The organism is Lachnoclostridium sp. An118, assembly GCF_002160985.1.
GTDB lineage: Bacteria > Bacillota > Clostridia > Lachnospirales > Lachnospiraceae > Claveliimonas > Claveliimonas stercoravium.
Window position 1 is genome coordinate 125,302 of the sequence record NZ_NFLQ01000003.1, and the last position, 24,661, is coordinate 149,962.

The window sequence follows — 24,661 nt, forward strand, 5'->3', positions numbered from 1 at the left end:
AATCACTCCTATTCTTCATAAAAATTTGTCACCAGTTCATCAAGCCGTAGCCCTTGATGCACTCGTAGGTCAGGGAATAACTCTTGATTTTGCAGGCGTCGCCGGAATTACCCTCTACGGTGTAAACCCGGCTGCCGTCGGTGCCCACTACGATGCCCACATGGTCGGCGCTGCCATCCAAGTCCCAATCGAAGAAGATAGCGTCGCCTGGGGCGATGTTGGCGTAATCCCGCCCGCCCCATTGTCCGTGCGACTGGAACCAGGGGATGCCCTGGGACTGGCAGGCGGCAAAGCGCGGCTCGGAAAGGCCCATCTGGCCGTAACACCAGGACACGAAGCAAGCGCACCACTCCACGCGGGAATTAAAGCCGTACCAGCTCCAATAGGGCTGGCCGCCCACGTTGCCCACCTGGCTTTTGGCGATGTCCACCACCGCCTGATTGCCGGGCCGGGTGCCGTTGACAAACTCCACACCGGCCAAACTCTCGGAATCGCTGGTGTCGGCGGACCCGCCGCCGAAGATCAGGGGCTTGTTGCCCAGCGTCTGCCGGTACACCTGGTACATTTCCAGCTGATCCGGCGTCAGCAGCTCCAACGCCACGGAGGAGATGGGCTTGCTGGTGAGGGTCACATTTAAGATGTAGTAGTTGTAGGGCACTTCCACGTCATACTCGTTGCCCTCGCTGTCTGTCCGGGTCTCGGTGCGGTAGCGCACCTCCACTTCCTCGGTCAGCGTCAGCTGGTATTGGGCCGCGAAAATGCGTTCCAGCTCCGCCTGGGCGCTTGCCCGCGTGTAGCCTTGCAGCACAGCGGACAGGTAGGCCGCCAGCTCGTGGGGGTCGTGGCCGATCATATCCAGGTCATAGCGGTACTCGTCATAGCCGGGGTGGCTGCTCTCGATGTTGTCGATCTCGGCTTGCAGCGCGGCCTCCTTGGCGGCGTAGTTGGCCTCCACCGCCACCAGCTCCGGGTCATCCGATGGGTAGGTGGTGCCGGAGATCATCGAACCGATGCTCTGCGCCATCATGGAGCAGGAGGACATGGTGTTGAGCAGCAAGCAGACGATTAAAAATAGGCCCAGGGCGATGCCAAAGCCCTTTTTATGGCGCATCACATAGGCCCCGGCCTGCTGGGCTTTCTCCTTGACCGTCTTGGCCGCTTTGCCGGTCTTTTGGGCGGCACCGGCGGCGCTCCCGCCGGACTGTGCGGCCCGTTTGGCGGCGGCGTACTGCTTCTTGATCTGCTGTTTCTGCTGCCAGCGGGACAGCGGGTTGCTGGCTGCCGCAGGGTTTTCATAGACAGACTTCTGGAACAGCGCCTCGATGTTGGCCTTTTCCAGCTTCCGCTCGGCCTGGGCGGCCTTGCGGTAAGGTTTCAGTTTGTGGCTGCGGTAGCCCTCCCTCGCCAGATGCACGCCGGTCTCTACGGCTTCCTCAGACTTGTGGGCGCTTTCCACGCCCACGTTACCGTCCTCGGTCTTGCGGATCTCCTGGTGGAGCTTGCCCGCCACTGCGTTGCCCGGCGCGTCCCGCACTGTATGGGACAGTTTGGAGGGCGGCCGGGGCTTATCCTCCAGCACCAGCTTGGTCGTGACCTTGCCGGTCTTGGGGTCCACCTCGGCCCGTTTGACCTGCTTTTTCGGGATTTTTGCCTGCGCCTTGTCCGCTTTGACGGCGGCCTTCTCCGCCTTGCGGATGGGCTTTTCCAGCGCCGGGTCCGCCCGTTCTTCCTCCGTGAAGCGCAGGCGCGGTTCCTTAATCAAACCATTCCCCCAGCATGAGGGAGGCCGCCATGCTGGAAAGCTCCGCATAGGCCGCCAGCCCCAGCGGACCCACGAAGCGGCACTCGGTCAGGCAGGCGTAGAGCTGGGCCACTACGTCGGCCAAAATCTGGACCTCGGTGCCCTCCAGCACAGTCTCACCGGCCTGCCCGCGCTGGACCTTGGCGGCGCACAGAATCTCCACCAGCCGCAGCAGGCCGGTCTCGCCGGTCTCGGTCAGTTCAGCGGCCTGATCCGCCGCCGTGCGGCACTCGGAAACGGCGTCCGCCATCGCCGTCAGGAGCGCGGTGCGCTGGGTTTCCAGCGCCCGGTCCAGAAACATCATGTGGTCGTTATGCAGAATTTCGGGTTTCATCGTCCATCAGCCTCCTTCATTTCCTGGGGTTTGGTCGTCATAATGCGATACAGTTCGGTGTTTTTCGGGAAGTGATCCACAAAGGGCAGAATCGTGGAGCCGTAGAACAGCAGCCCCTCGCCCTCGCCGGAGTGGGTCACATAGGACAGCTGGTGCGGGGAAATGCCCAGCTGCCGGGCCAAAATCTGCCGGTCGCCGCCCGCCTGGTTGAGCATATACACGAAGTCGGAGTTTTCAAAGATGTTCTCCACCTCGCGGGAAGAAAGCAGGTCCTTCACGTTCTGGGTGATCCCGGTCGGGATGCCGCCCCACTTTCTGAACCGCTTCCAAATCTCCACCGTATAGGCGGCGGTCTGTTCCTCTTTGAGCAGCAGGTGCATCTCGTCGATGTAGTAGCGGGTGGACTTACGGGCCGCCCGGTTGATGGTGACGCGGTTCCACACCTGGTCCTGCACCACCAGCATCCCGATCTTTTTCAGCTGCTTGCCCAGCTCCTTGATGTCATAGCAAACAATGCGGTTGTTGATGTCCACGTTGCTGCGGTGGTTGAACACGTTGAGGGAGCCGGTGACGTAGATTTCCAGCGCCGTGGCGATGTACTGCGCCTCTTTCTCATCCTGCGCCCGCAGCAGGTCGTATAAATCCTCCAGAATGGGCATATTCTCCGGGCGCGGATCGTTGAGGTAGTCCTGATAGACCAGCCGCACACAGCGGTCAATGATGGTTTTCTGTACCGGCTGTAATCCGTCCTTTCCGCCCACGATCAGCTCGCACAGCGACAAGATGAAGTCGCTCTTCAGCGACAGCGGGCTTTCATCGTCCGAATAGTCCAGGTTCAGGTCCATCGGGTTGATGTAGTTGGTGGAGGTGGGCGAGATTTTGATGACCTGCCCGTGCAGGCGCTCCACCAGCGGCGCGTACTCGGCCTCCGGGTCGCAGATAATGACATCATCCGAAGTCAGCAGGAAGCAGTTGGCGATCTCGCGCTTGGCCGAAAAGCTCTTGCCGGAACCGGGCGTACCCAGAATCAGGCCGTTGGGGTTTTTCAGCAGCTTGCGGTCCACCATGATGAGGTTATTGGACAGGGCGTTGATGCCGTAGTACAGCGCCTCTTTTCCGTTCTGAAAAAGCTCTTGGGTGGTGAACGGCACGAAGATGGCGGTAGAGCTGGTAGTCAGCCCCCGCTGAATTTCCACCTGGTTCAGCCCCAGCGGCAGAGAGGACATCAAGCCTTCCTCCTGCTGGAAGTCCAGCCGGGTCAGCTGGCAGTTGTACTTCTGTGCGATGGAACTGGCCTGGAAGATGTTGTTGCCCAGCTGGCGGGGATTGTCGGCGGTGTTCAGCACCAGGAACGTCACCAGGAACATCCGCTCGTTGCGGCTTTGCAGGTCCTGCAACAGCTTCTTGGCCTCGGCCCCGTAGGTGGCAAGGTCGGACGGGATGATGTCCATGTCATACCCGGCGCGGACGGCCTTTTTCTGTTCCTCGATCTTGCTGCGGTCCAGGTCGGTGATTTTCCGCTTTACCGTCTTGATGGCCTTCACCTGATCCACCGACTGGATGTGCAGATTCACAATGAGGGAACTTTCCATATCGAGAAAGTCCGCCAGCATACGGTCATTCAGCTCCGGGGCCAGAATCTGCACGAAGCTGACGGCCCCGTACTTCTTTCCCATGCGGAACTGCTTGCCGGTACGGAACTCGAAGCCGGACGGCGCGATAAAGTCCTTGGTGGAAAGGCCGCTGGGAGCCAGCCAGTCCCACTCGAACTGGAAGGGCGCCTGCTCGTCCATGTGGAAGATGGCGTGAAGCTGGGCCAGCCGGGCTTTGCCGTCCAGAACCTCGGCGGCCACGCCCAACCGCTTAAAGTTGTTCAGCACATCGGTCTCGATGCGCTCCAGACGGGGCTTGGCGGAGCGGATGCTGTCGGCCTCGATGGAAAAGGTCAGGTACTTGGTCTTGATAAGGCCGTTGTTGCCCCGCGCCAGCTGGTTTTGCAGCATCTGCGTGTACTCCACCCGGATGGGGTCAAAGTCATCCCCCTGGGCCGGGATGGTAATGCTGTTGGCGAAGGTCTCCTGGGACGCCGCCAGGTTCAAAAAGGACAACTGGAAACGGATGGAGCTGTCGAAGTAGTTGAGGAAATCGCACCAGCCTTCAAAGATGGCGGTCTTGTCCTCGTTCTGGCTGAGCTGGTAGTTGATGTCCTGGAACTGAATGGTCTTGGTGTAGCGGCCATCCGCCACCTTGCAGATGCCGTCCGGCCACATCCGCTCATAGGGGATGCTGTCCTGGGCGGACCGCTCCTTTTTGCCCGTGCGGTTGGCGCGGGCAATCGCTGCCTCGATTTGTTTGCGTTCGGCGCGGGTCAGCTTACGCCGGGGTTTGGTCTGCGGCTCTGCCGGTTCGGCCTGCCGCTTTGTCTTTGCCGCGAACAATGTCATACACCTCCTTGTCGAGATTTGCCTGCCGCTCCAACACGGCATAGAAGTTGTTGGTGCGGTAGGGGCGCTGCTTGGGCCGGATGACGGCCACCTTGAGGATGTTGCCGATGATCTTTTCCAGGGGCTGGCCGTGTTTTTCATACATCGCCAGCATGAAAAAGGGCAGCATGACGAGCATCATGCACATGGCCGCCACGCTGTTGCCAGCAGGCCCCCGGAGCAAAAAGAAAAGCGGCACGCCGATGAGCGCCCCGCAGCCGAAGCAGACAAGCTGCCTCTTGGTTAAGTTGAACGCGACCTTGGTTTTGACTTTCGTCAGGTCTTTGGGTACGGGTACATAAGCCATTGGTAAATTCCCTCCCTCCGGGTCAATGTGCGTTGAATACGGCTTTGGACAGGCTGCCGGTCTTGAACAGCGTAAAGCAAAGCAGCACGGTGTAGCCCACGCAGCTCCAGATTGCCATGATGATGTCCTCCTCGGTGGCGATGTTCTGCACCAGCACGGCGTAGATCGCCACGCAGACGATAATCAAAAACGCCTGGAAGCCCAGGGCCAGCAGGCTGCGCAGGTAGTTCTGGCCCATGCCGCCCCATTCCTTGCCCATCATGGTCGCCATCGGGATGGGGGCCACCGACGTGACAAGGTAAATTTCGATCGTACGGCCATAAATCACGATGAAAATGCAGATATACAGCGCCCACATGGTAATGCCGATAAAGAGCGACTGGAACCACAGGCCGAACAGCGGCCCCAGGTCCATATCCATCAGCCGGGACTCCATATCGGTCATAACAGCGGAGATGTCGATGGAAGCGTCCGAGCCGATGATGCCGGACGCCTGGGCCACCACGCTTTGGGCCATATCGAACACGGCCATGACGAGGTTCCAGGTGTTGGTGACGAGCAAAATCGCGGCGGCGGACTTGAACACCCATTTGAAGATCATCCAGGTGTCCACATCATGCAGGTTGTTGCGGTCGGTAATCATCTGGATCAGCTCCAGCGTCATCACGATGGCCAGGATCACGCCAGCAATCGGCACCATGATGGAGTTGGAAAGGTTCTGGATCATACTGAAAATGCTGCCGTTCCACCCCTGCGGGGTCTGGCCCACCTGCGTGGCGATGTCCGCGACCTGCTGGTTCACACTGTCGAACATCCCCGTTAAGTTTCCCATGATGCCGCCCACCAGCATCTCTTTCAGCCAGTTGGTCAGGGCATCCAATAAGAAATCCATACGGTGTCAAACCTCCTTTCAGCCCCTCCCGCTGTGCGCGGGAGGGGACGAGGATTTCAGCGGGGTACGATCAGACGGTGAACAGGCCGGACAGCAGCGGTACGAGGACCATGCCAACGATGGCGACGCCCGCGCCGGCCATCAGCTGTTTCATGCCCTGGCTTTTTACTGATGTGCGATAAAGAAGTAATAGAAATGTAAAAAATTTTGCCGTTCCTATCCGGCACTTGGCCATTGTGTCGGATAGGTCGGGCGTTAGGCTTCGGGCAAGTCAATCTTGCCGACAAAGCTGTAATAAATCTCAATGTCCTGCCTGCGGGTGCCGTTCTCGTCATAGCTACACTCATGCACGACGATTTTTTCAATCATTTCCCGCAAGAGGGTGGGGGTCAATTCCTCAAAGGCAAGGTGCTTTCGGACGATACCCATAAACTTTTCCGCGTTGACGGTGGCGGCCTGCGACTTGTCCAGTTCGGCCTGCAAAGCGGCGGCGCGGTCTTTCAGTTCCCGCTGTTCCTGCTCATAGTCTGCTGACAGTTCCATGAAACGCTCGTCACTGATTTTGCCGTTCACATTGTCCTCATACAGCCGCTTAATAATGCGGCTCACTTCGGCAATGCGCTCCTGCGCCTGTTCAAGCTGCCTGGTGGTTGCGGCGGTCTTTCTCTTGCCGCCGATCTCGTTCTGCTGGATAAGCAGCTTCACAAAGCGGCTCTCATGCTTGGCGGCATACTCCGTCACTTGCCGGAGATTGGAGAGGACACCGGCGGTCAACAGGTCGGTGCGGATAAAGTGCGCCGTACAGTCGCGGGTGCGCTTCTTGTAGCTGCCGCAGATGTAACAGTCCTGCTTGCGGTTCTTGTTCTGATACCGCTGCTGGTACATCACATGGCCGCAGTCGGCGCAGAACAGCATACCGGAGAACAGCCCCACTTCATCATAGCGGTTCGGGCGTTTGCGCTGCTTGCGTAACTCCTGCACGCGCTCCCATGTTTCCCGGTCTATGATAGGCTCATGGTGGTTCTCAAAAATGGCCTGCTTCTCCACGGGGTTCTCTACACTGTGTTTGACCTTGTAAGAGGGCTTTTCCGTCTTGAAGTTTACCAGACAGCCGGTGTACTCCCGGTTTTCGAGGATATGAACGACGGTGTTTGTCGCCCATTTACACTCATAGCCGGGGTGGTAGCGGCGTGTGCTGCCTGTCCTGCGGTATTCCAGCGTCCCCGGCGTGGGGATTTGCTGCTCCGTAAGCATACGGGCAATCTTGGTCGGGCCATTCCCGGCAAGGCAAAGCTGGTATATCTGCTGGACAACCGGCGCGGTTTCCTCGTCAACGATATAGTTCTCGTCCTCGTCCATGAGGTAGCCATAGACCGGCTTGCTGGTAACAGGCTTGCCGCTCATGCCTTTTGCTCGTTTTACTGCCTTGATTTTCTTGCTCGTATCTCTCACCAGCCATTCGTTGAACAGATTTCGCAGAGGGGTAAAATCGTTGTCCATGCTGCCGTTTGCGCTGTCCACATTGTCGTTGACAGCGATAAAACGCACTCCCTTTTGAGGGAACAGCATTTCCGTGTAAAACCCTACCTGCAAGTAGTTTCGCCCTAACCGGCTCATGTCCTTGACTATGACGGTTCCGACTTTCCCGGCTTCAATGTCTGCAAGCATGGCTTGAAAACCGGGTCTTTGAAAGTTCGCGCCGGAGAAGCCGTCGTCGGTGTACCAGCGCAGATTAGTAAAGCCGTTCTGCTTGGCGTAGGTTTCCAAAATCCTTTTCTGGTTCGATATGGAATTACTCTCGCCTTGCAACTCGTCCTCATGGGACAATCTCGGATAAAGGGCGGTAATGAGGTTTTGGGTGGCTTGTCTTAACATAAAATCCTCCGTTTCCGACAGCCAGCCCCACTATTCCGTGGTTTCATTGTACCACGGAATAGGGCGGGCTGTATAGCGGCAAAAGTGTAAAATCTGCTTCTTTATGATTTGTCAAATTGCCGGTTTTTGTGTAGCAGCGGCTTCCGCTTCCAGTACCCGCGCCATTTTGTCGGCGGCGGTGGTGGTAGTGTCTTTCTTGAAATAGCCGGACACGACAAGGACGGAATTGCCCATGCGGATTTCCGTCACGCAGTCGGGGCGGCGGGTGGTGCGGGTGTCGGGCTGCTTGTTATCTGCCATAGGCAATACTCCTTTCAGTCGGTAATCAGTTTCTTCATGCTCTCCATTTTCCGCTGCGCGGCTTCCTGCCGGAAGTTGTCGCCGGTAAAGCGTACCGGGACGCACATGGAAAGCAGGCGGTCATAAATCCGGGAATGGGCGGTGTCCTCCGGGTTCCGCAGGTCGTCCAGCGTGAGGTTGGTCGTGACGATCAGCGGCTTGCTGCTGCGGTAACGGCTGTCAATCACATTGAAAACCTGTTCCAGCCCGTATTCCGTCCCGCGCTCCATGCCGAAGTCGTCAATGATAAGCAGCGGATAGCGGCAAAGGCGGGAAATGTACTCGTTGCGGTTCTCAAAGCTGGCGGCAAGGTCGTTGAGGATAAGGGCAAAGTTCGTCATGTGGACGGGGATTTCTTTCTCCATGAGGGCGTTTGCGATACAGCCCGCAAGATAGCTTTTCCCGGTTCCCACGCCGCCCCAGAACAGGCAGCCGATATTGTCGGCTCGCATATCCGCCCAATGCTCCACATACCGGCGGGCAATCCCGGCCTGCGGGTTCCTGCCGTTGTCGTTCTCAAAAGTCCAGTCCCGCATGGTGGGGTCGGTAAAGCCCCGGCGTTTCAGTTCTTCCACGGTGTCAAGGTGCCTGCGCCGCTTCTCGGCGGCCTCCCGTTCCTCGCGGGCGGTTCTCTGGCAGTCGCACTCTGCCGGGTGACGGTCACGGCCAAAGATAGCGGCCTTATCCGGCGCAAAATAGGCTTCTTTCGGCTTGCGGCACTTGCCGCAGTACAGTAAACCGTCCTCGCCGGTGTAGTCCTCCGGCTCCGGGGCGGTGGTCGTCATATTCTCCAAAACAGCGTTGATTTCGTTCTTCATAAACTCTCGCCCTCCTTGCATGAGTAGTCTGGTATGCCCTTTTTCGGGGCTTTCTTTTTGTCGTTCCCCGCCCATATCCGCAGGGCGGCGGCATAGTTCTGGTAGCTTTTCCCGTTGGCGGCAAGGTAGCGGCTCATTTCCTCGATGAACCGTTCCAGCCTGTCGGGGTACTCTGCCTGCAACTCGTCGTATTCGGTCTGCGACAGAAAAATATTCTGGTATCGGCCATAGGGCGCGGGCGGCTCCCCACTCACTCCCTTTGTTTGGCTCTCTGTAAGGTTGTTTATAGTAGTTTGGTTAGGGGACGGTTTTCCGACCATCATAAGGTCGGTTTTCTGACCATCAGTAGGACGGTTTTCCGGCTCTATGAGGGTCGGATTTCCGGCCATCAGTTGGTCGGAAAACTGTACCTGTGGCACTCGCGGCACTTTGACATAAAGCCGGTTCGGTGCGGAGAAGCCGCCCCGTTCCCGTTCCAGCAGCCCCGCCATGTCCAGTTCATTAAGCGCCCCCTTTATGGTGGTGCTGCCCTTATCCAGTATTTCGGCTATCTCCGCGATTGGATAGATAATATATATCCTGCCCTCGTCGTCCTGCCACTTGTTCTTCTGGGAGAGTGTGGAACGGTCTAACAGCAGCGAATACAGCAGCTTGGCGGTCTGGGAAATCTCCATTTTCAGCAGGAAACGGGGGTAGGGCAGATAGATAGGCAGCGGCGTGTCTGCCATGATATAATCAGCGATAGTATCACCTCCCTGTGTTCGGGTTGATTGTGGTGTTTTGTCACGCCTTAGAACGGCGTTTCCGGGGGAAAAGGATAAATGTATCGCGTACCCTTTGACACTCACGAAAAAAACCTTGATTCATGCGGGTTTGAAAGGCTCTAAAGCGTGACATTTCTGCCTTTGTTTCCGCTTTCTCTCGGCGGCTTTGAGTTTCTTCATGCGTCCGGCGCAGTCGGGGCAGTATTTTCCCCGGTTGGATTTGGGGACAAATGCCGCCCCGCAGACCTCACACCGTTTCCGGCTCCCCCGGTACAAGAGGGCTGCGGCCAGTTCCCCGTCAAGGGGCAGGACAGCCACACGGAACCAGCGGCACATGAGGGAAAGGGAAATGCTTTGGACGCACACGCAAGGCTCCCCGTCGTCTAACAGCAGGCAGTTTCCCTCGTCGTAGTTACAGCACTCATGTACCAGCCGCCGCGCCCGCCGGTGCTGGCGGTAGTCCATGCGGGGCAGGTTATCGCTCATGGCTCTGCTCCTTTCTGCGGTGGGGTTCCTCCCGGCGCAAAATCTGGTCGATGTTCCGCTTGACGGTCTGCAACTCCTTGAACCGCTGTTTCTGTTCGTGGTAGGTGTTATACAGGCCGTCTTTCTCGGAGATAAGCTGCTCGATCTCGGCCTGCAACGCTTTCCGGGCGGGCAGCTTGGTGATGCCATGCGCCTTGAAATACCGGGCGGCGGCTTCGGCTATGATAAAATCGCTCTCGTTTGCCTGCCGGTAGGCGGCGCGGGCTTTCTCGGATTTCTGCGCTTTCAGCCCGTCGCGGGTGGGCTTGGTCTTGGCATAGGCAAGTACCTGTTGCTGCAACTCCTTTTTCCCTTGTAGCTTCGTTTCCAGTGCTTTCAGTTCGCCGCTGGTCTGGCGCATTTCCTGATAGGCGGTATCAACGGCGGCTTCTAACTGCTCCGGGGAAGTAAAGCCGTATTCCTGATACACATTCAGCGTCGCGGCCATTTGTTTGAGGTTGTGCATGGTCGCCCAGCGTTCATAGCCCCGGCCTTTGCCCTCGGCCATTTTCTGCTCAATGTCCACAAGCCGCTGCACACCGTCCTGCTTCGGGGCGGTTTGTGGGGCTTTTGTGTTCCCATGCCGGGGGTATTCGAGTATGGCTGCGGCCTTTTCTGTGGCTCTGGCGGCGTTCTGCTCCAAAACGGAAAGGACAGCGGTGCGGTCAAAGTCGTCGCCCAGCTTCCGGGCGGTAATGGGCTTTGTCCTGTCCGGCGTGAGATAGGACAGCCGCCCCCGGCTCTCCTTGACGGTCACGCCCTCCCGCAGCAGCAGAGAGGAAAATTCGTCAAAGCTGGCGGCGGTGGCAAGGGCTTTCCGTATGGTCTGCCGCAGCTTCTCCTTGTTCGTTTCAAACTTGGTCTGCCGGGGCGTGATACCGCCTGCAATCATGGGGGCGTTCTGCTTGTCCAGCGCAGCCTGTCCCTTTTTCTGCGCCCAATACTCCCGGTCGGTCACGCGGTTCTTGCTGCCGTTCAAGAGGTCGATTTGGTAAAGCCCCTCCCGGTGGCACATCTCCATGACTTCGGATTTGAAGTAGCGCAAGGCAGCGTCGGTACAGCGGTGCTTGCAGCCGGCTTTCGTGTCGGCTGGCCTGTCCATGTAGGGCAGGAACGGTACTTCCTCTATCCGCAGGCTGTTAATGACGATATGCACATGGATATTGCCGCTGTGGTTGTGGCCGTCCGGGTGGGTGCATACAAGGGCTTGGTGGCCGGGGAAATGCTCGGCGCAAAACTTCTCGCCCAATGCCTGCGCCCGGTCTACGGTCAAGCCGTTGTCCGGCCCGTCCCGTGGGTCAAAGCTGATGATATAGTGGTGGCTTTTCACATCTTCCCGCCGCTGGTTCTTCCCATAGCGGAGATTTGCCCGCATACAGGCAACGGCAAAATCCTCCCCGCCGCAGTTCAGCGTTGACAGCCGGTAGTCCTCGCGGGGGATAAGCCTGCCGGTTTCATCAAGGACGGGCTTCATGGTAAACTCGTCATGCTCAAAGAGAAGATATTGTTCGGCGGCTCCGTAGTCGGCGTTTTTAGAGTTGATATGCTTGAGTGTTGCCAACTGCGTCACCTACTTTCTTGAGGACTTCATACTTGAGGGCGGCAAGGTCGGCTATGGCGGCGCGTACCTCGCCGGACAGCGCATTGTAGGGTGAGCCGTACTCGTTCAGATACCGGGCAATCTGATTGAGGTTGCCGCCGATCCTGCCGTACTCGGCGGCCAGCTTCCCGACAGCGGAGAGCAGTTCATCATTGACCGCCGATACATGGACAACGGGGCGTATGGTCGTGCGCCGTATCGCCTGCCGGAGAAATTCCGACTGGCTGATACCATAGGGCGCAAGCCGCGCTGTGAAGTCGGCGTATTCATCTTCGGACAGCCGGGTTTTCACAACGCGGCTGCGGTGGGGCGTGTTGTATTTCTTTCGCATAGGCTGAAAACCTCCTCTCACTATTCTTATTGCTGACTTTTTTCGGATTTTGGGCGGAGAAAATTTCCTCTCACTCCTCCCATTGCTTAACTTTTCGGGAAATTACAAAAACTTTTTTTTGCATTTCGGCAGAAAAATCCCTCTATACCTCCCATTGGGCAACTTTTTGGAAAATAACAAAAACTGTTTTCAGCTTTTTCGCCCGTAAGGGCGTATAGCAGGGTTTGGGGAAGGCACTCCCCAACAAGTTTCCCGCGAGGGGCAAAACCGCAGAATTGCGGATTTTGGCACCGTGGTAGAAACTTGCTCTTAGTAAGCCGCAGACTGCCCCTGTCCGGGCTTTTCCGTACATAGAGCGAACGGGGCGGGGCTTTCAGCCCGCTGTGCGCGGTCTTTTTTTTCTTTCGCCAAAGATACATTCAAAAGGCCGCCAGCTACCCGCTGTCCGGGGATTTTTCAAATTTTCTTTTGCCTTAGTAATCCGGGAAACAGGATTTTGGCAACCTACGGGGCAGAGAATTTTTCCTTTCACTCCCTACAACACTGCGTTTTGAAATTTGCCAAACGGAGCAGGCAGCTTTTTCTGGCTTCACCTACCTACTACGGGTGACTTTGCGATTTTGCCAAATGGACAACAAAAAAAGCAGCAAATCTTTTTCAGACTTACTGCTTTCACTGGCCGCTGGTGGGCGGCTGGTATTCAGTTTTGGGGCTTATCGGTCAAAGCGAAACTTGAATAGTGCGGAGATTAGCTGCTGCTTCACATATTCCTCAACCTCGGCGTTAACCTGACCGTGTACTTTGGAAAAGTAGCGGATATATCCGGCATAGTGGGAAAGGACGGTGTCGATTGCGTCCGGGTCGCCCTCATGGGCTTTGACGATTGTTTCATAGGGGAGAAGTTTACTCATGGTCTTTTCCCTCCATGAGCCGCCGTAGCCGCTGCAAGGCAAGCTGGATATGCCGCCCCGCTGTGCTGCGTGTCCGGCCAATATGTACGCCGATCACTCGCTGCGGCTGGCGCAGGAAATAGTAACGGAAAATCTCTTCCTGTGTCTGCTCCGGCAAGAGGGCAAGGGCGGCGGCAAGTTCCGCATGGTACAGAACGGCGGTCTGGCCGCAGGCGGTAAAAAGATATTCTTCAAGCTGCTCCGGTTCGGCAAGCTGGACAAACTTCTCATTCATCAGATAGTCAAGAGAAACTTCCCGTTCCCACCTCCGGCGCAGCTTTAAGATTATATCTATGGCTGCGTGACGAATGACAATCTTGCAAAAGGCATTGAATGTGTACTGGATATGCACTTTGTAGGCTTCATCTTCGGTCATGGAAATTCCCCCTCTCTGAATAATAGTGCGGGGCGGCAGCACTCCTTGCTGTCGCCCCTTGATTGCCTATCTGCAAAGGCGGGCGGGGCTGTCAACGGCGGCGCATATGCGCCGTTCATCTTGACTGTTGACTGGCTCGGCTGGCTTTGCCATTTGAGTGTAATTGCTTATTCTTTTTTTATTTGCAGACTTTTGAGGTAGAACGCCTGCTCCTCCCTTTTCTCTGGCTCACTCTCAAAAGGGTTATGCTGTCTAATTCATTCGTTGTCTTACTATTTCATACATCATTATAGATGCAGCACAACTGACATTGAAAGAACTGGCATAGGAATCTTCAGCCATAGGAATCGTACATAAAACATCACAATATTCCTTAAATGCCTTATTTAATCCCATGGTTTCATTTCCCATCATTAACATAACCGGGGTTTTCAAGTCCTCATGATAGATAGGCTTTTCGTGGTGGGCTGTTGTGCCTATGATCTTAAAGCCAGGGTATTTTATTCTAAGGCTTTCAACGAATTTATATAAATCCTCATTGTGAATGATTCGAATCACCGGAAGATTGAAAAAAGAACCCATCGCCGAAACAATTACATCAGGCTCATACAAATCAACCGCATGTCCAGTAATTATCAACATATCTACTCCCAACGCATCACATGAACGTATCATCGTACCTAAATTTCCTTTATTAGAGGGCCTGTCAAATAACACAATAAATGGATTGGAAGATAACGCAACATTTTCTAACCTGTCTTCCCTCATTTCAATAATAGCCAATAATTCAGAAGTTTCTTCTTTTCCACTTAATTCCTTTAGCAACTGTGCCGTAAGAGTATAATTGACTTCTGTTTTTACTGTTTCTATCATATGTTTTGCCCAGCCTGACAGATTATTCTTGTCATAAATAAAAGAAATAATCTTCCAGTTATTTTTAACCGCTTCATTTAAACTTCTTACGCCTTCAACAATAAATTGATTATATTTATATCTTTTATTTCGATTATGCTTCAATACTTCAAATCTCTGGTAATCATTATTTTTATTTAATATAGAAACAACTTTCATTTCAATACCTGCCTCATCATACTTTGGTTTTCGAATTTTTCACCCATTGTAAGCCCATTTTTGAAAAAATAAGGGAAAATGATTTCCCGGTTTTTCTGTGGCAGGGATAACAGGACGGCGGCAAGTTTTCCATTGGTGAGGATAACTGCCTGACCGCATATCGTTATAGGGTGTTCTTCATGGGGTGCTTCAAAATATTCGTCTGTTGTGCCTAAAGGGTAAAACTTTTCTTCTGTGAGGTATTCAAGGGATATTTCTTTTTGCCGCCGTCTGCTCCTGTCACGCCATGCGTTGATAGCCGCATAGTGTATGACGGTCTTGCAAAGCCATTGAACGTGTACATGATGTGTTCTTTGTATGCTTCTGTGCAAGGCATAGATGATTCCCCCTTTCTCCCACATAGGGCGTTGTATGGTTGACGGGTTTCATTTATAATATCAGAGGGCGGCAGCACCCCTTGCTGTCGCCCCTTGATTGCCTACCAGCAAAGGCGGGCGGGGCTGTCAACAGCGGCGCATATGCGCCGTTTATCTTGACTGCCCGCTGGCTCGGCTGGCTTTCCTATTTGAGTGTAATTGCTTATTCTTTTTTTGTTACTGGAATCCAAATTTCACTGTATGCGTAGTTGGGCTTTTTGTCGTCCATTTTTGTAAAAGAGAAAGAAAACGGCTCTGCCAGTTCATAATCTGCCGTCATAAACCATTCGGAGTAGATTCTTGCCATTGTATCCTGCAAAGTAAACGGGAAGATTCCTTCATTTGGAAAAACTGCCCACGTATGAGCTTTAACAGGAAATGTGTCCAGATTACTGCTAATGTCATTTTTAGTTGTTAAAACTCCAATTAAATGCGTTAATTCACCAGCTTCTTCAAGAAAGTTCGTATCTGATTCATAGGAAACATTTACAGTTTCATATGGCTCAATGTTTTGCAACCGGTGCATTTCTTCTTTCTGTTCCTGTGTTATGCTTTGTGCCAGTTCCAAAATAGCGTTGTTTACTCCCTCATATTGTAACGGCACTCGTTTACTTACACCTGCAAACGTAAAAGCAGGTTTTTCAACAATTTTATATTCCATTAAAGTTCCTCCCTTCATAGTTACAACAAATTGTAACTTTTGGCATGATTTACATTGTTTCAACTTTGCGACTTGTGACGGTAAGATACCGCTCCATTTTTTAAAGGCACGTGTAAATCCGTCTACGGATTGATACCCATATTGATAAGCGACATCTGTTACCTGCGCCCCCTGCAACAATTCTTTGTTAGCTTCTGAAAGTCGTCTGTTTTTTACATACTCATTCAGCGTCATATTGGTAAGCGCAAAAAATATTTTTCTAAAATGATAATCTGAAACATTTATATGCTCAGAAATCTTCTCAAGTAAAAACTCGTCCTCCAGGTGCGCTTCAATATAGTCCATCGCGTCATTCAATTTCTTTAACACATTGCCCCTCCTTCCGAATAAGAATATCACAATTTAGAAAGATATGCTCGACATTAGCATACAAAATTAGTCGGGTTATAAATAAAGGCCGTTTGCTCAATATAAGTTTACACAAAACCGACTTGAAAACAAAACTAACATAGACTCTCCTTATATTCAAAGATTTTTATCCGTGATAACGCACAAAATATTACGTTATTTTCTGAAACATATGCCGAACCTTATCTAAACGGCTGTTAGGACGGCGTGGCTGCAATACAGGCTCCCCGGAAATTTCTTGGTACCCTTTTAATTCGGTAAGGCAGACGCTTCTCCCATTTGTATAAAAATTTAAATCATTCCTATATTCGCCGATGCAGCGGGCGGGGATTTCTCCCGTAAAAATAACTTCATCATTTTTAAGCAAGGTTGATTCAATCACTGCACAATACTTCGGTGCGTCATTATAAGCCCGTGAAATATATTCCTGCGGTGCAAAAAGGGTAAAGGAAAGGTATGGTTCCAATAATTGTGTTCCTGCTCTTTTCAATGCCTGTTCTAACACGATAGGAGCAAGGGAACGAAAATCTGCGGGGGTACTAACTGGACTGTAATAAACTCCATAGTCAAAACAAATTTCACAATCTGTCACTTCCCAACCGTATAAGCCTTGCTCCATTCCATAACGCACCCCTTCCATAACGGCATTTTGAAAACTTTGGTTTAAATAGCCGAGAGATACTTTGCTTTTAAACCGGGTTCCACTTCCGGCAGGAAGTGGCGTTACAGTTAAGCCAATGGATGCCCAAAACGGATTCGGCGGCACTTCAATATGAATCGTGTAACTGGCTGTTTTTAATGGCCTTTCCAGATAAATGACCGTAGGTTCTTTCACATTTATGTTCACATGGTATCGCTCTACTAACAGAGAGCATACAACCTCTAACTGGACTTTTCCTAAAAAAGAAATGATGATTTCATGCGTTATCGTATCCACATAGTAATGCAACAGCGGATCTGTATCTGCAATTTCCGTCAGGGCATTCAGCAGGAGGTCTCTTTGTTCCTGATTTTGCGGCTCCACCGTCGTCCGAAGCAAAGGAATCGGATTTTTTTCCCATGCCTTGCGCGGCAAAAGTTCTACATTTCCGAGAGTATCATTCAGCTTCAGAGTGTCATTGGTCAAAATAACAATTTCTCCGCAACAGGCTGTGTCCGCCGGTATAATCTCTCCGTTTGACGGAATCCTCATTTCTGTGATTTTTAGTTTTTGATTTTGGGGCAGGAGAATCGTATCCCGTAAATGAAGTGTCCCGCTGTATAACCGCAAATAAACGAGCCGCTTTTTCTGGTCTGTGTACTCGATTTTAAAAACGCTTCCGCATAGCTCGGATTGATCGTTGTCCGCACCAGAAGTAAATGTTTCTGCAATCACTTCAATCAGCTTTTCAGTTCCGATATTGTTCTTTGCACTCCCATGATAAATAGGAAACAGGGAACCGTTTTGCATTCTTCTGCATTTCTCCCTCTGTAAATCTTGTATTTTCAAAGGTTCCCCCGCAATATATTTTTCCAAAAGTTCATCATTTCCAGCAATAATAGAATCCCATTTTTCTATATCCTCAATGTCTGTCAGAGACACTTCCGGAGTGAGCGAAACATCTTGCATAACCATGACATCATCAGAAAGTTTTTCTCTGATATTTTGATAAACGCTCTGTAAGTCAATGCCCTCCTGGTCTATCTTATTTACAAAAATAATCGTTGGGATTTTCATTTTCTGGAGCGCATGGAACAGTACCCGTGTTTGTGCCTGCACGCCGTCCTTTGCGGAAACTACTAAAATTGCTCCGTCAAGAACAGCAAGTGAGCGATATACTTCCGCCAAAAAGTCCATATGGCCGGGGGTATCGACAATATTGATCTTATAATTCTTCCAGCCGAAAGAAGTGACGGCCGTTTGAATGGTAATCCCACGCTGGCGTTCCAACAGCATGGTGTCTGTCCGCGTTGTTCCCTTATCTACACTCCCTAATTCCGGAACGGCTCCGCTGGTATAGAGCAGGCTTTCTGTCAAAGTCGTTTTTCCTGCGTCTACATGAGCAAGAATGCCGATATTGATTATTTTCATGTGTTTGTCCTCCATTCAGCCCCCAAAGGGCATAAAAATCCCCAGCAGCAAAATACTTTTACCGCTGGGGATATAGCGAATAGACATACACATACATACAACGCACTGCAAGCAGCGGTCGCTCTTTTGATATGTCAAATATATAAGGCAAAAGTATTCTTAAAAAGGGTACAAAAAACTAAGCCCCTTGCAAGGGACGGTTACAATTCTTTGTTCCCACTATTTGATTATAGTTAATTAAGAATACCTTGCCGCATATTTTTAACTCCTTACTTGGAATAGAAATATTATAGCATATCGGCATTGAAAAAGAAAGTCCTGAAACAAAATTTACGGAATAGTAGGCTGCTGTCTATCAATCTCTTGTGTGTTTCTTTATGACACATGAGCATTCGCACCGGGGTTGTCGTTGCCGTAACCTTCCAGCAGGTTGATGACACCCCAGATGCCGAGACCAGCGCCCAGAGCGATAACGAGGGTCTGAAGAACGGTGATAGCCTGATTGAAAAATGCCATAAATTATAGTTAGCCGGAATCATTTGAAAAGTTTGATTTAGTCATTCATAGGCATACAAAAGCCGGAACAATCGGCACCCGGTTTCCGGGGCCTGATTCCGGCTGTCCTCCTTTTTTCATTATTTTTTGGTGATTGTCCGCTTTGTACGCCGATGGCCCCATCCGGGGCGGTTGAGGCGGGTAGATAAGATCACTCCTTTCACAGCGGAACAGATTTACACGCCCTCTGCGTCTACTTCATACACATCGTAGACCTCGTTGGGCTTGAGCTTGAGCCGGGTGGACAGGAACGCCTCGATGTCAAAGGCGTTCTTGGGGTCCGCGTCGGCGGTGTACGGGTAATTGGGGTGCTTGGTGATGTCGTACTTGTCCGAGAGGAAAGGCCGCACACCGCGCAGCTGGAGGATACACTTGCCGCCGTCCATGACGGCCAGTTCATCCTGGCTCATAAGCTCTTTGCCGAGCTTTTGGTAGTTAAGAGAATGGGATGTCTCGCGGCCCCGGCTCTCGCCGGTGTTGTAGGTGTCGATGGTCTCCTTGCCCAGCACGGCGGCCAGCTCCTTGAGGGTTGTCGGCTCTTTGCCGCCCAGGAAGATGGAGGTATCCATGTTGCCGATGATGGTATCGGCGTTGTCCTTGTAGATAGCTTTGAGCTGGGACTGTGCTTGCAGCACCAGGCAGGCGGAAATCTCACGGCTTCGGATGGTGGCAACCAGCTTTTCCAGCCGAGGGATCTGTCCAATATTGGCGGCCTCGTCAATGAGGCACCGCACATGGACCGGCAGCCGCCCGCCGTACACATCGTCCGCTTTTTCGCAGAGCAGATTGAACAGCTGGGTGTAGCACATGGAGATCAGGAAGTTAAAGCTATCGTCCGTGTCGCTCATAATCAAGAACAAGGCGGTTTTCCGGTCTCCCAGGGTATCCAGCTCCAGCTCGTCGTAGGCCGTGACCTCCCGCAGCTCCGCGATGTCGAACACGGCAAGGCGCGCACCGCAGGAAATCAGGATGGATTTTGCGGTTTTGCCCGAAACGAGTTGTCAAGGACTTTTTAATCAAATTCACAAAAAAGCCACAAAAAAAGTGCCAGAAGCACTTCCATGCTCCTGACACTCAGGTGGGTGAGGTTACTTGCGTCTGCTTAACAGTTCATCGCAAAGATACGCATATTCCGGCAACTGGTCGATATAGGGTTTCCAGCGCCGCTTAATCTCGGCCAGTTCCAGCGGGTCGGCTTCTTCTATCGCGTGGTCGTTGCCTGTCATATACAGAACATCCATCGCAACATCATCCAGGCACTCGTGACAGAGATCGGCGGCAGACTCTATCCTCCTTCCGGTATCAACATAAAGCGGGTTTAGGCCAATCGCCAGCCAGACAAAGCCCACTTTATCAGACCATAGCAGTTCAAAATTAGTGCTTTGTTGAAGATGCTCGGCGAACACCTTTCGTACCCGTTCAATCTCAGTTTTCTCTTTTTCTGTGTACAGCATTTTCATGTCCTCCTTGGCTAAAAGTTTTGGTGTGTACCATCATCAGTTTAACACAAGGCGGCTGGCTTTATCAGCCGGTCACATCTGCTGTATCTCGTTTTTGAGCATACGCTTGATTTTGTCGCTCATGGTTTCAGTGCTGGTATCGCTGAAATGGACGCGCACCTTGTAGGTGGTCTTGCCGATTTTCTTTACCAGCGCAGGGGCGTCCTCCGGCGCTCTGGCCGGAGCGGTGTCTGCGGTCTGCATGGTACGGGTTTCTTCGCTCATGGCGCTCCTTTCTCCGGGCGGGGCTGCGCCGTCCGGCAAAAAATTACTCATGCTTACGGTTTACAATGTCTTTTGCCGCCTGCTTGGTGGCCCCGGCGTTTTCCTCCCGGAAGTTCTTCCCGGCAAAGAGGATCGGGGCGCACCGTTCCAGGATACGGTCATAGATGCGGGCGTGGGCCAGGTCAGGCGGGTTCTTGAGTTCGGCCAGCTTCAGGTTGGTGGTGATAATCATGGGCCTGCGGCTGCGATAGCGGCTGTCAATGACGAAAAACATCTGCTCCATCGCATACTCGGTACTGCGTTCCACACCCAAATCGTCAATGATGAGCAGGTCGTACTCGCCAAAGCTGGCGATAAAGTCGGCCCTGTCCTCAGAGAACATCCCCGTCAGGCGGTTCAGGATGGTGGGAAAGTTCGTCATCAGCACCGGCACATCCCGGTCAAGCAGGGCATTGGCGATACAACCGGCGAAAAAGGACTTGCCGGTTCCCACATCCCCAAACAGCAGCAGGCCGGTGTTGTTTCGGTATGCCTCCTTCCAGTTCTCCACATAGGCGCGGGCCTTGTCCATCAGGGGATTTTGGCCGTTATCGTTGGCAAAGGTGTAGTCGTACAGATAGCGGTCTTGCAGGCCCTGGGCCTTCCGGCGCTTGATACGCTCCATGCGGCGCTGCCGTTCCTCGGCGGCCTTGCGCTGTTCCTCGGCCTCCCGCTGGCACTGGCAGATACAGCGGGGCATGAAGTAGCCCGGTTTCCCAAAGCATGGCACAACGGTCTGCCTCTGGCCGCCGCACTTCTTACAGTGAATGAGTCCGTCTGCCGGGTCTATGTACTCGTCCCCGGCCAGTTCCATACCGGCGGCTGCCTTGTCGATCAGCGCCCGGATTTCTGCGGTAATCTCAATCATACGGTTTCATCCTCCTTTACGCTGTAATCCCGGTTGCGGGTGGACGGGGCCGCTTTCCTGGCGTCCTCGCTGGCCCAGCGCCGGATGGTGGCGGCATGGCTCTGATACCGCTTGCCGGTAGAAGCCATGTACTCGGACAGCTTTTCGATGTACTGGCCCCATACGGTGGGAAAGCTGGCCTGCAAGTCTGCCAGTTCCTCGTCCGTCAGGAAAACATTCTGGTAACGGCCATAGGCGCGGGCGTTCTCACTCTCTCTATTCTCTATACTCTTATCTCTAATATCTAATCTCTTATCTCTAATCTCTGGTGGACAAATGTCCCCCCGGCTATATGGTGGACAAATGTCCGCCCCGCCGGATGGGAGCAGCTTTTGACGCTTCAATCGCATACGCTCTTTCTTTTTCCGTTCCCCCTCGGTAGAGGACTGGCCGATCAGCAGTTGGATGTCGGCCATGTAGTAGGCCCCATCGGTCAAAATCTCCACAAGGCCAAATTCAAGGAACACCTTCAAGGCCCGTTCCACCGTCCCCACCTGATGGCGGGTAAAGGTGGCGATGGTCTGGGGCGTGTGGGGCAGATGGTCGTTGAGCATGAGAATGCCGCCGCTTTTGAGTGACATGAGGTACATTTTCAGCAGCAGATTGGAGTACAGCAGGCCATCCTGCATACTCTCCAAAATAACCATCGTTTCGCTGTTGTAGAAGTTTTCTTTCAGCTTGAGATAGTAATATTTTCGATTGTCTGACATGGGTTCCTCCTTGGGTTCGTTTTGGGCTTCTGTGCGCATTTAGAGGGCCGTTTTGGGGGCCAGAGGATAAATCTATCAGGCCCCCGCCGACACCCTCGAAAAAGTCCTTGATTTACAAGGGGTTTTCGGCCCCTAAAGCGTGACATTTAGCCCTTTGTTTGCGCTTGCGCTGGGCGGCTTTGATACGCTTCATGCGTCCGGCACATTCCGGGCAGTATTTGGCCCGGTTGGAGCCGGGGGTGAACAGCGCCCCGCAGACGGCGCACCGTTTGGCGTCCAGGCGGTGGAACAGGGCCGTTTCCAGTTCCCTGTCCAGCGGCAGCACCGCCGCCCGGAACCACCGGCACAACAGGGAGTAGGAAATGGACTGGACGCAGACACATTCCTCCCCATCGTCCAGCGCGATACAGTTGCCGCCGTCATAGTTGCAGCACTCATGTACCAGCCGCCGCGCTCTGCGGTACTGGCGGTAGTCCATGACGAGGATGGGTTCAGGCTTGCTTTTCTTCATGCTGGCACTTCCCACACCCGCCGCAGTTGCCGCAGCCCTGGCAGGCATGGGCCTCCGGCTCCGGGCCGGTAGGCGCGTCTGCCGGTTCCGGCTGCAAGAGGGCAAGGGGCAGGCGGATATTCAGGTGGACAGTGACGGGTAAAATAATCTGCTTCATAGGGCAATCTCCTTCCGTGAGTGAATGTTGACAGTTCTGTGCAAAGGGGTGTCGTGAAACGCGACGCACCTAAGGGGGGCGGCAAAACGCCGTACCCTTTACCGTTCCGGCCCCCGGTCATGGGACTTGTCCTGTCCCTGGCGGGCCAGTTGGTCGGCGGCCTTGCGGAGCCGTTCAACGGCTTTCAGTTCCTCCCGCATGGCCTTCATGTCGATGGTGTCCACCTGCTTCTGGGCGGTCAGCAGGTCAATCTCGCGCTGCCATGCCTTGGGGGTGATTTCCTCGCCGCTGTCCTTCAGTTCCTTCAGATACCGGGCCGCCGCGTCATAGAGGATCAGTTCCCGGCTGTGGCGCTGCTCAAACAGTTCCCGCTTCTCCGGCTTTACCTTGGCAAGCTGCTTATGGACAGCCTTGTACTTGTTGTACTGCGCCCACATCTCCCCGCGCTCAGTGAGGACAGCGATCCGGCGTTCGGCCTTGACAATCCCTCGCCGCAGGTCATAGTAACGGGTGTTCATACCGGCAATTTTTTCATGGAGCTGCTGCATGGACTGGATGCCGTTTGCCTGCATAAAGCTGAACAGGGCGGCGCTCTCCTGCAACGCCCGGATTTTGCCGGTGCGGGTGTCAGGCCGCTTGAGCTGCTGCTGGGCCTCCCACAACTCAATCATGCTGGGCTGCTGGCCCTCCGGCTTTTCCGCCTCGGCCTTAGACCAGTTGTAGAGGCGGGTAATGCGGGCCTTGATTTCCTTGAGCAACCTGTTGTCGGCGGCGATCTGCCGGTTGACTTCTCCCTTGTCGGTGCGGATACCGCGCTTCTCCATCTGGCTGGCCGCTGGCCCCAGGTGGACAGAGGGGATTTTATCAATGCCTTGTCGCTTGTAGCTGCGGTGGTCTACCAGGGCAGGCTGACCGGCGGCCTCCAACGCCCGGTTGGTATAAGCCGCCCATGCCGCCCGCCAAATCTCCACATTCCCTTTGTCGTTCCAGTCGGTGGTGTCCTCCCGGTGGTTCTTCCAGCCGCCTTTCCCATCCGGGATACGCTGGCCGTTTTCGTCCAGGTCGTATGCCTTGCGGCACTTCGCGCCCCATGCGCCATTTTCTTTCAGGGGCCGGACGGTCAGCATGATATGAACATGGGGGTTGCCGGTTCCCTTGTCATGGATGGCAAAATCAGCGCACATCCCCTTGTCCACAAAGTTATCCTTCACATAGGCCCGGACAAGGGCAAGCTGCTGTTCCCTGGACAGTTCGCGGGGCAGGGCCGCCTCGATCTCGCGGGCAAGCTGGCTGTCCCTGGCTTTCTCGATCTGCTCCACACTGTTCCAGAGGGTAGAGCGGTCTGCAAACTCTGGCGGGGCGTGGGCGGGCAGCATGATTTCCGCATGGACAACGCCGCCCTTCCGGGTGTAATCATGGGTCAGGCCGTCCCATTCATTCGTCAGTTTGGTTCCGCTTCGGTAGGCGGCTGCGGCAACAGCGGAACGGCCCTCGCTGCGCTTGATGATACTGACGGGGATATGACAAAAATCTATGGGTGGCACCTCCTTCCGGCGGGGATACTTCAGGCTCCGTGGAGCCGAACAGACGCGAAGCGGGTGTTTGGCTGCGCGGGGCGCACAAGGGGTTTGGGGAGTGTAGCTCCCCATCGCGCTCAGAGAGCGCAACAGCCCCCGGCAGGGCGCACGGCACCGGCAACGGTGTATAAGTGCGCCCTTGTAAACAAGGGACTTACGGCTTGTCCCCGGATTTCGCCAGTTTTGCGGCCAGTTCCGCCGCCCCCGGAAGATGGGACAGGGCAATCAGGAACGCCTTGACCTCTACGCCGGGAAGGTCGGGGGCCAGAGGAAAAATGCCCTCCAAAATGGCCCCGCGTTCAATCAGGCGGCAGGTGCGGGCCTTGCGTTCCTCGTTGCGCTGCTTGTTCTCCAAAATCTTCTGGCGGTTCTCAAGCTGCCGGATTTCCTTCAGGACTTCTTCGCGCTCGTCTTTTTTCTGTTTCGCTTGGGTGGTGATTTCTTTGTGCATATCGCGTC

Annotated in this window: 27 protein-coding genes and 2 pseudogenes; all 29 read right to left on the reverse strand. The window is 53.8% G+C overall.

Features of this window, described 5'->3' with window-relative positions:
- Positions 1-28: 28 nt before the first annotated feature.
- Positions 29-1,762, reverse strand: coding sequence for a C40 family peptidase (locus B5E62_RS03585; protein ID WP_002576346.1), 1,734 nt, complete (start codon positions 1,760-1,762; stop codon positions 29-31).
- Positions 1,755-2,135, reverse strand: coding sequence for a DUF3851 domain-containing protein (locus tag B5E62_RS03590; protein ID WP_002576347.1), 381 nt, complete (start codon positions 2,133-2,135; stop codon positions 1,755-1,757). The genes B5E62_RS03585 and B5E62_RS03590 overlap by 8 nt, the downstream gene beginning before the upstream one ends.
- A complete protein-coding gene (locus B5E62_RS03595; protein ID WP_026649247.1) occupies positions 2,132-4,507 on the reverse strand; it encodes a VirB4-like conjugal transfer ATPase, CD1110 family in 2,376 nt (791 codons plus the stop codon). The genes B5E62_RS03590 and B5E62_RS03595 overlap by 4 nt, the downstream gene beginning before the upstream one ends.
- Position 4,508: 1 nt before the next feature.
- Positions 4,509-4,925 (reverse strand): PrgI family protein, encoded by a 417-nt coding sequence (locus B5E62_RS03600; protein ID WP_007045884.1) that lies wholly within the window; start codon positions 4,923-4,925, stop codon positions 4,509-4,511.
- Positions 4,926-4,947: 22 nt separating this feature from the next.
- Positions 4,948-5,817, reverse strand: a complete 870-nt coding sequence (locus tag B5E62_RS03605) for a VirB6/TrbL-like conjugal transfer protein, CD1112 family (protein ID WP_002576349.1) — start codon at positions 5,815-5,817, stop codon at positions 4,948-4,950.
- Positions 5,818-5,887: 70 nt separating this feature from the next.
- Positions 5,888-6,052: a Maff2 family mobile element protein gene (locus B5E62_RS17615; RefSeq protein ID WP_072849849.1), complete on the reverse strand. Its 165-nt coding sequence runs from the start codon at positions 6,050-6,052 to the stop codon at positions 5,888-5,890.
- Between the two features lie 20 nt (positions 6,053-6,072).
- Positions 6,073-7,692: a recombinase family protein gene (locus tag B5E62_RS03615; RefSeq protein ID WP_070087575.1), complete on the reverse strand. Its 1,620-nt coding sequence runs from the start codon at positions 7,690-7,692 to the stop codon at positions 6,073-6,075.
- Positions 7,693-7,803: 111 nt separating this feature from the next.
- Positions 7,804-7,992 carry a transposon-encoded TnpW family protein gene (locus tag B5E62_RS03620; protein ID WP_070087576.1) on the reverse strand — a complete coding sequence of 63 codons (189 nt, stop codon included), beginning with the start codon at positions 7,990-7,992 and terminating at the stop codon, positions 7,804-7,806.
- 14 nt (positions 7,993-8,006) lie between these two features.
- A complete protein-coding gene (locus tag B5E62_RS03625) occupies positions 8,007-8,849 on the reverse strand; it encodes an ATP-binding protein (protein ID WP_070087577.1) in 843 nt (280 codons plus the stop codon).
- Positions 8,846-9,580: a replication initiator protein A gene (locus B5E62_RS03630; protein ID WP_070087590.1), complete on the reverse strand. Its 735-nt coding sequence runs from the start codon at positions 9,578-9,580 to the stop codon at positions 8,846-8,848. Before B5E62_RS03630 ends, B5E62_RS03625 begins: the two co-directional genes overlap by 4 nt.
- A 132-nt stretch (positions 9,581-9,712) precedes the next feature.
- The gene (locus tag B5E62_RS03635; RefSeq protein WP_070087578.1) at positions 9,713-10,099 is read right to left on the reverse strand and encodes a cysteine-rich VLP domain-containing protein; all 387 of its coding nucleotides are present in this window, start codon (positions 10,097-10,099) and stop codon (positions 9,713-9,715) included.
- Positions 10,089-11,699, reverse strand: coding sequence for a relaxase/mobilization nuclease domain-containing protein (locus B5E62_RS03640; protein WP_070087579.1), 1,611 nt, complete (start codon positions 11,697-11,699; stop codon positions 10,089-10,091). The genes B5E62_RS03635 and B5E62_RS03640 overlap by 11 nt, the downstream gene beginning before the upstream one ends.
- Positions 11,671-12,069, reverse strand: coding sequence for a plasmid mobilization protein (locus B5E62_RS03645; RefSeq protein WP_070087580.1), 399 nt, complete (start codon positions 12,067-12,069; stop codon positions 11,671-11,673). The genes B5E62_RS03640 and B5E62_RS03645 overlap by 29 nt, the downstream gene beginning before the upstream one ends.
- Before the next feature lie 713 nt (positions 12,070-12,782).
- Positions 12,783-12,980 carry a helix-turn-helix domain-containing protein gene (locus B5E62_RS03650; RefSeq protein ID WP_070087581.1) on the reverse strand — a complete coding sequence of 66 codons (198 nt, stop codon included), beginning with the start codon at positions 12,978-12,980 and terminating at the stop codon, positions 12,783-12,785.
- On the reverse strand, positions 12,973-13,395 hold the full coding sequence (locus B5E62_RS03655; protein ID WP_070087582.1) for a sigma-70 family RNA polymerase sigma factor: 423 nt from the start codon (positions 13,393-13,395) through the stop codon (positions 12,973-12,975). The genes B5E62_RS03650 and B5E62_RS03655 overlap by 8 nt, the downstream gene beginning before the upstream one ends.
- A gap of 252 nt (positions 13,396-13,647) precedes the next feature.
- Positions 13,648-14,466 (reverse strand): TrmH family RNA methyltransferase, encoded by an 819-nt coding sequence (locus B5E62_RS03665; protein WP_070087583.1) that lies wholly within the window; start codon positions 14,464-14,466, stop codon positions 13,648-13,650.
- Positions 14,467-14,528: 62 nt separating this feature from the next.
- Positions 14,529-14,842 (reverse strand): annotated as a pseudogene (locus tag B5E62_RS03670) (sigma-70 family RNA polymerase sigma factor); the annotation flags it as partial.
- 203 nt (positions 14,843-15,045) lie between these two features.
- On the reverse strand, positions 15,046-15,912 hold the full coding sequence (locus B5E62_RS03680; RefSeq protein ID WP_070087584.1) for an AraC family transcriptional regulator: 867 nt from the start codon (positions 15,910-15,912) through the stop codon (positions 15,046-15,048).
- Between the two features lie 190 nt (positions 15,913-16,102).
- Positions 16,103-18,022 (reverse strand): TetM/TetW/TetO/TetS family tetracycline resistance ribosomal protection protein, encoded by a 1,920-nt coding sequence (tet, locus tag B5E62_RS03685; protein WP_070087585.1) that lies wholly within the window; start codon positions 18,020-18,022, stop codon positions 16,103-16,105.
- 375 nt (positions 18,023-18,397) lie between these two features.
- A complete protein-coding gene (locus tag B5E62_RS03690) occupies positions 18,398-18,538 on the reverse strand; it encodes a Maff2 family mobile element protein (protein ID WP_087173337.1) in 141 nt (46 codons plus the stop codon).
- 215 nt (positions 18,539-18,753) lie between these two features.
- Positions 18,754-19,578 (reverse strand): annotated as a pseudogene (locus B5E62_RS03695) (VirD4-like conjugal transfer protein, CD1115 family); the annotation flags it as partial.
- An 87-nt stretch (positions 19,579-19,665) separates the two neighbouring features.
- Positions 19,666-20,031, reverse strand: a complete 366-nt coding sequence (locus B5E62_RS03700; RefSeq protein ID WP_002596498.1) for a hypothetical protein — start codon at positions 20,029-20,031, stop codon at positions 19,666-19,668.
- A gap of 78 nt (positions 20,032-20,109) precedes the next feature.
- Positions 20,110-20,352, reverse strand: a complete 243-nt coding sequence (locus B5E62_RS03705; protein ID WP_442911347.1) for a transposon-encoded TnpW family protein — start codon at positions 20,350-20,352, stop codon at positions 20,110-20,112.
- The gene (locus B5E62_RS03710; RefSeq protein ID WP_087173338.1) at positions 20,345-21,208 is read right to left on the reverse strand and encodes an ATP-binding protein; all 864 of its coding nucleotides are present in this window, start codon (positions 21,206-21,208) and stop codon (positions 20,345-20,347) included. The genes B5E62_RS03705 and B5E62_RS03710 overlap by 8 nt, the downstream gene beginning before the upstream one ends.
- A complete protein-coding gene (locus B5E62_RS03715; RefSeq protein ID WP_087173339.1) occupies positions 21,205-21,957 on the reverse strand; it encodes a phage replisome organizer N-terminal domain-containing protein in 753 nt (250 codons plus the stop codon). The genes B5E62_RS03710 and B5E62_RS03715 overlap by 4 nt, the downstream gene beginning before the upstream one ends.
- Positions 21,958-22,069: 112 nt before the next feature.
- Positions 22,070-22,468 carry a cysteine-rich VLP domain-containing protein gene (locus tag B5E62_RS03720; RefSeq protein WP_087173340.1) on the reverse strand — a complete coding sequence of 133 codons (399 nt, stop codon included), beginning with the start codon at positions 22,466-22,468 and terminating at the stop codon, positions 22,070-22,072.
- Positions 22,449-22,625: a hypothetical protein gene (locus B5E62_RS17030; protein WP_002596503.1), complete on the reverse strand. Its 177-nt coding sequence runs from the start codon at positions 22,623-22,625 to the stop codon at positions 22,449-22,451. Before B5E62_RS17030 ends, B5E62_RS03720 begins: the two co-directional genes overlap by 20 nt.
- Before the next feature lie 98 nt (positions 22,626-22,723).
- A complete protein-coding gene (mobQ, locus tag B5E62_RS03725; protein WP_087173341.1) occupies positions 22,724-24,169 on the reverse strand; it encodes a MobQ family relaxase in 1,446 nt (481 codons plus the stop codon).
- A gap of 187 nt (positions 24,170-24,356) precedes the next feature.
- Positions 24,357-24,653 (reverse strand): DUF3847 domain-containing protein, encoded by a 297-nt coding sequence (locus B5E62_RS03730; RefSeq protein WP_087173342.1) that lies wholly within the window; start codon positions 24,651-24,653, stop codon positions 24,357-24,359.
- Between the last annotated feature and the right edge of the window lie 8 nt (positions 24,654-24,661).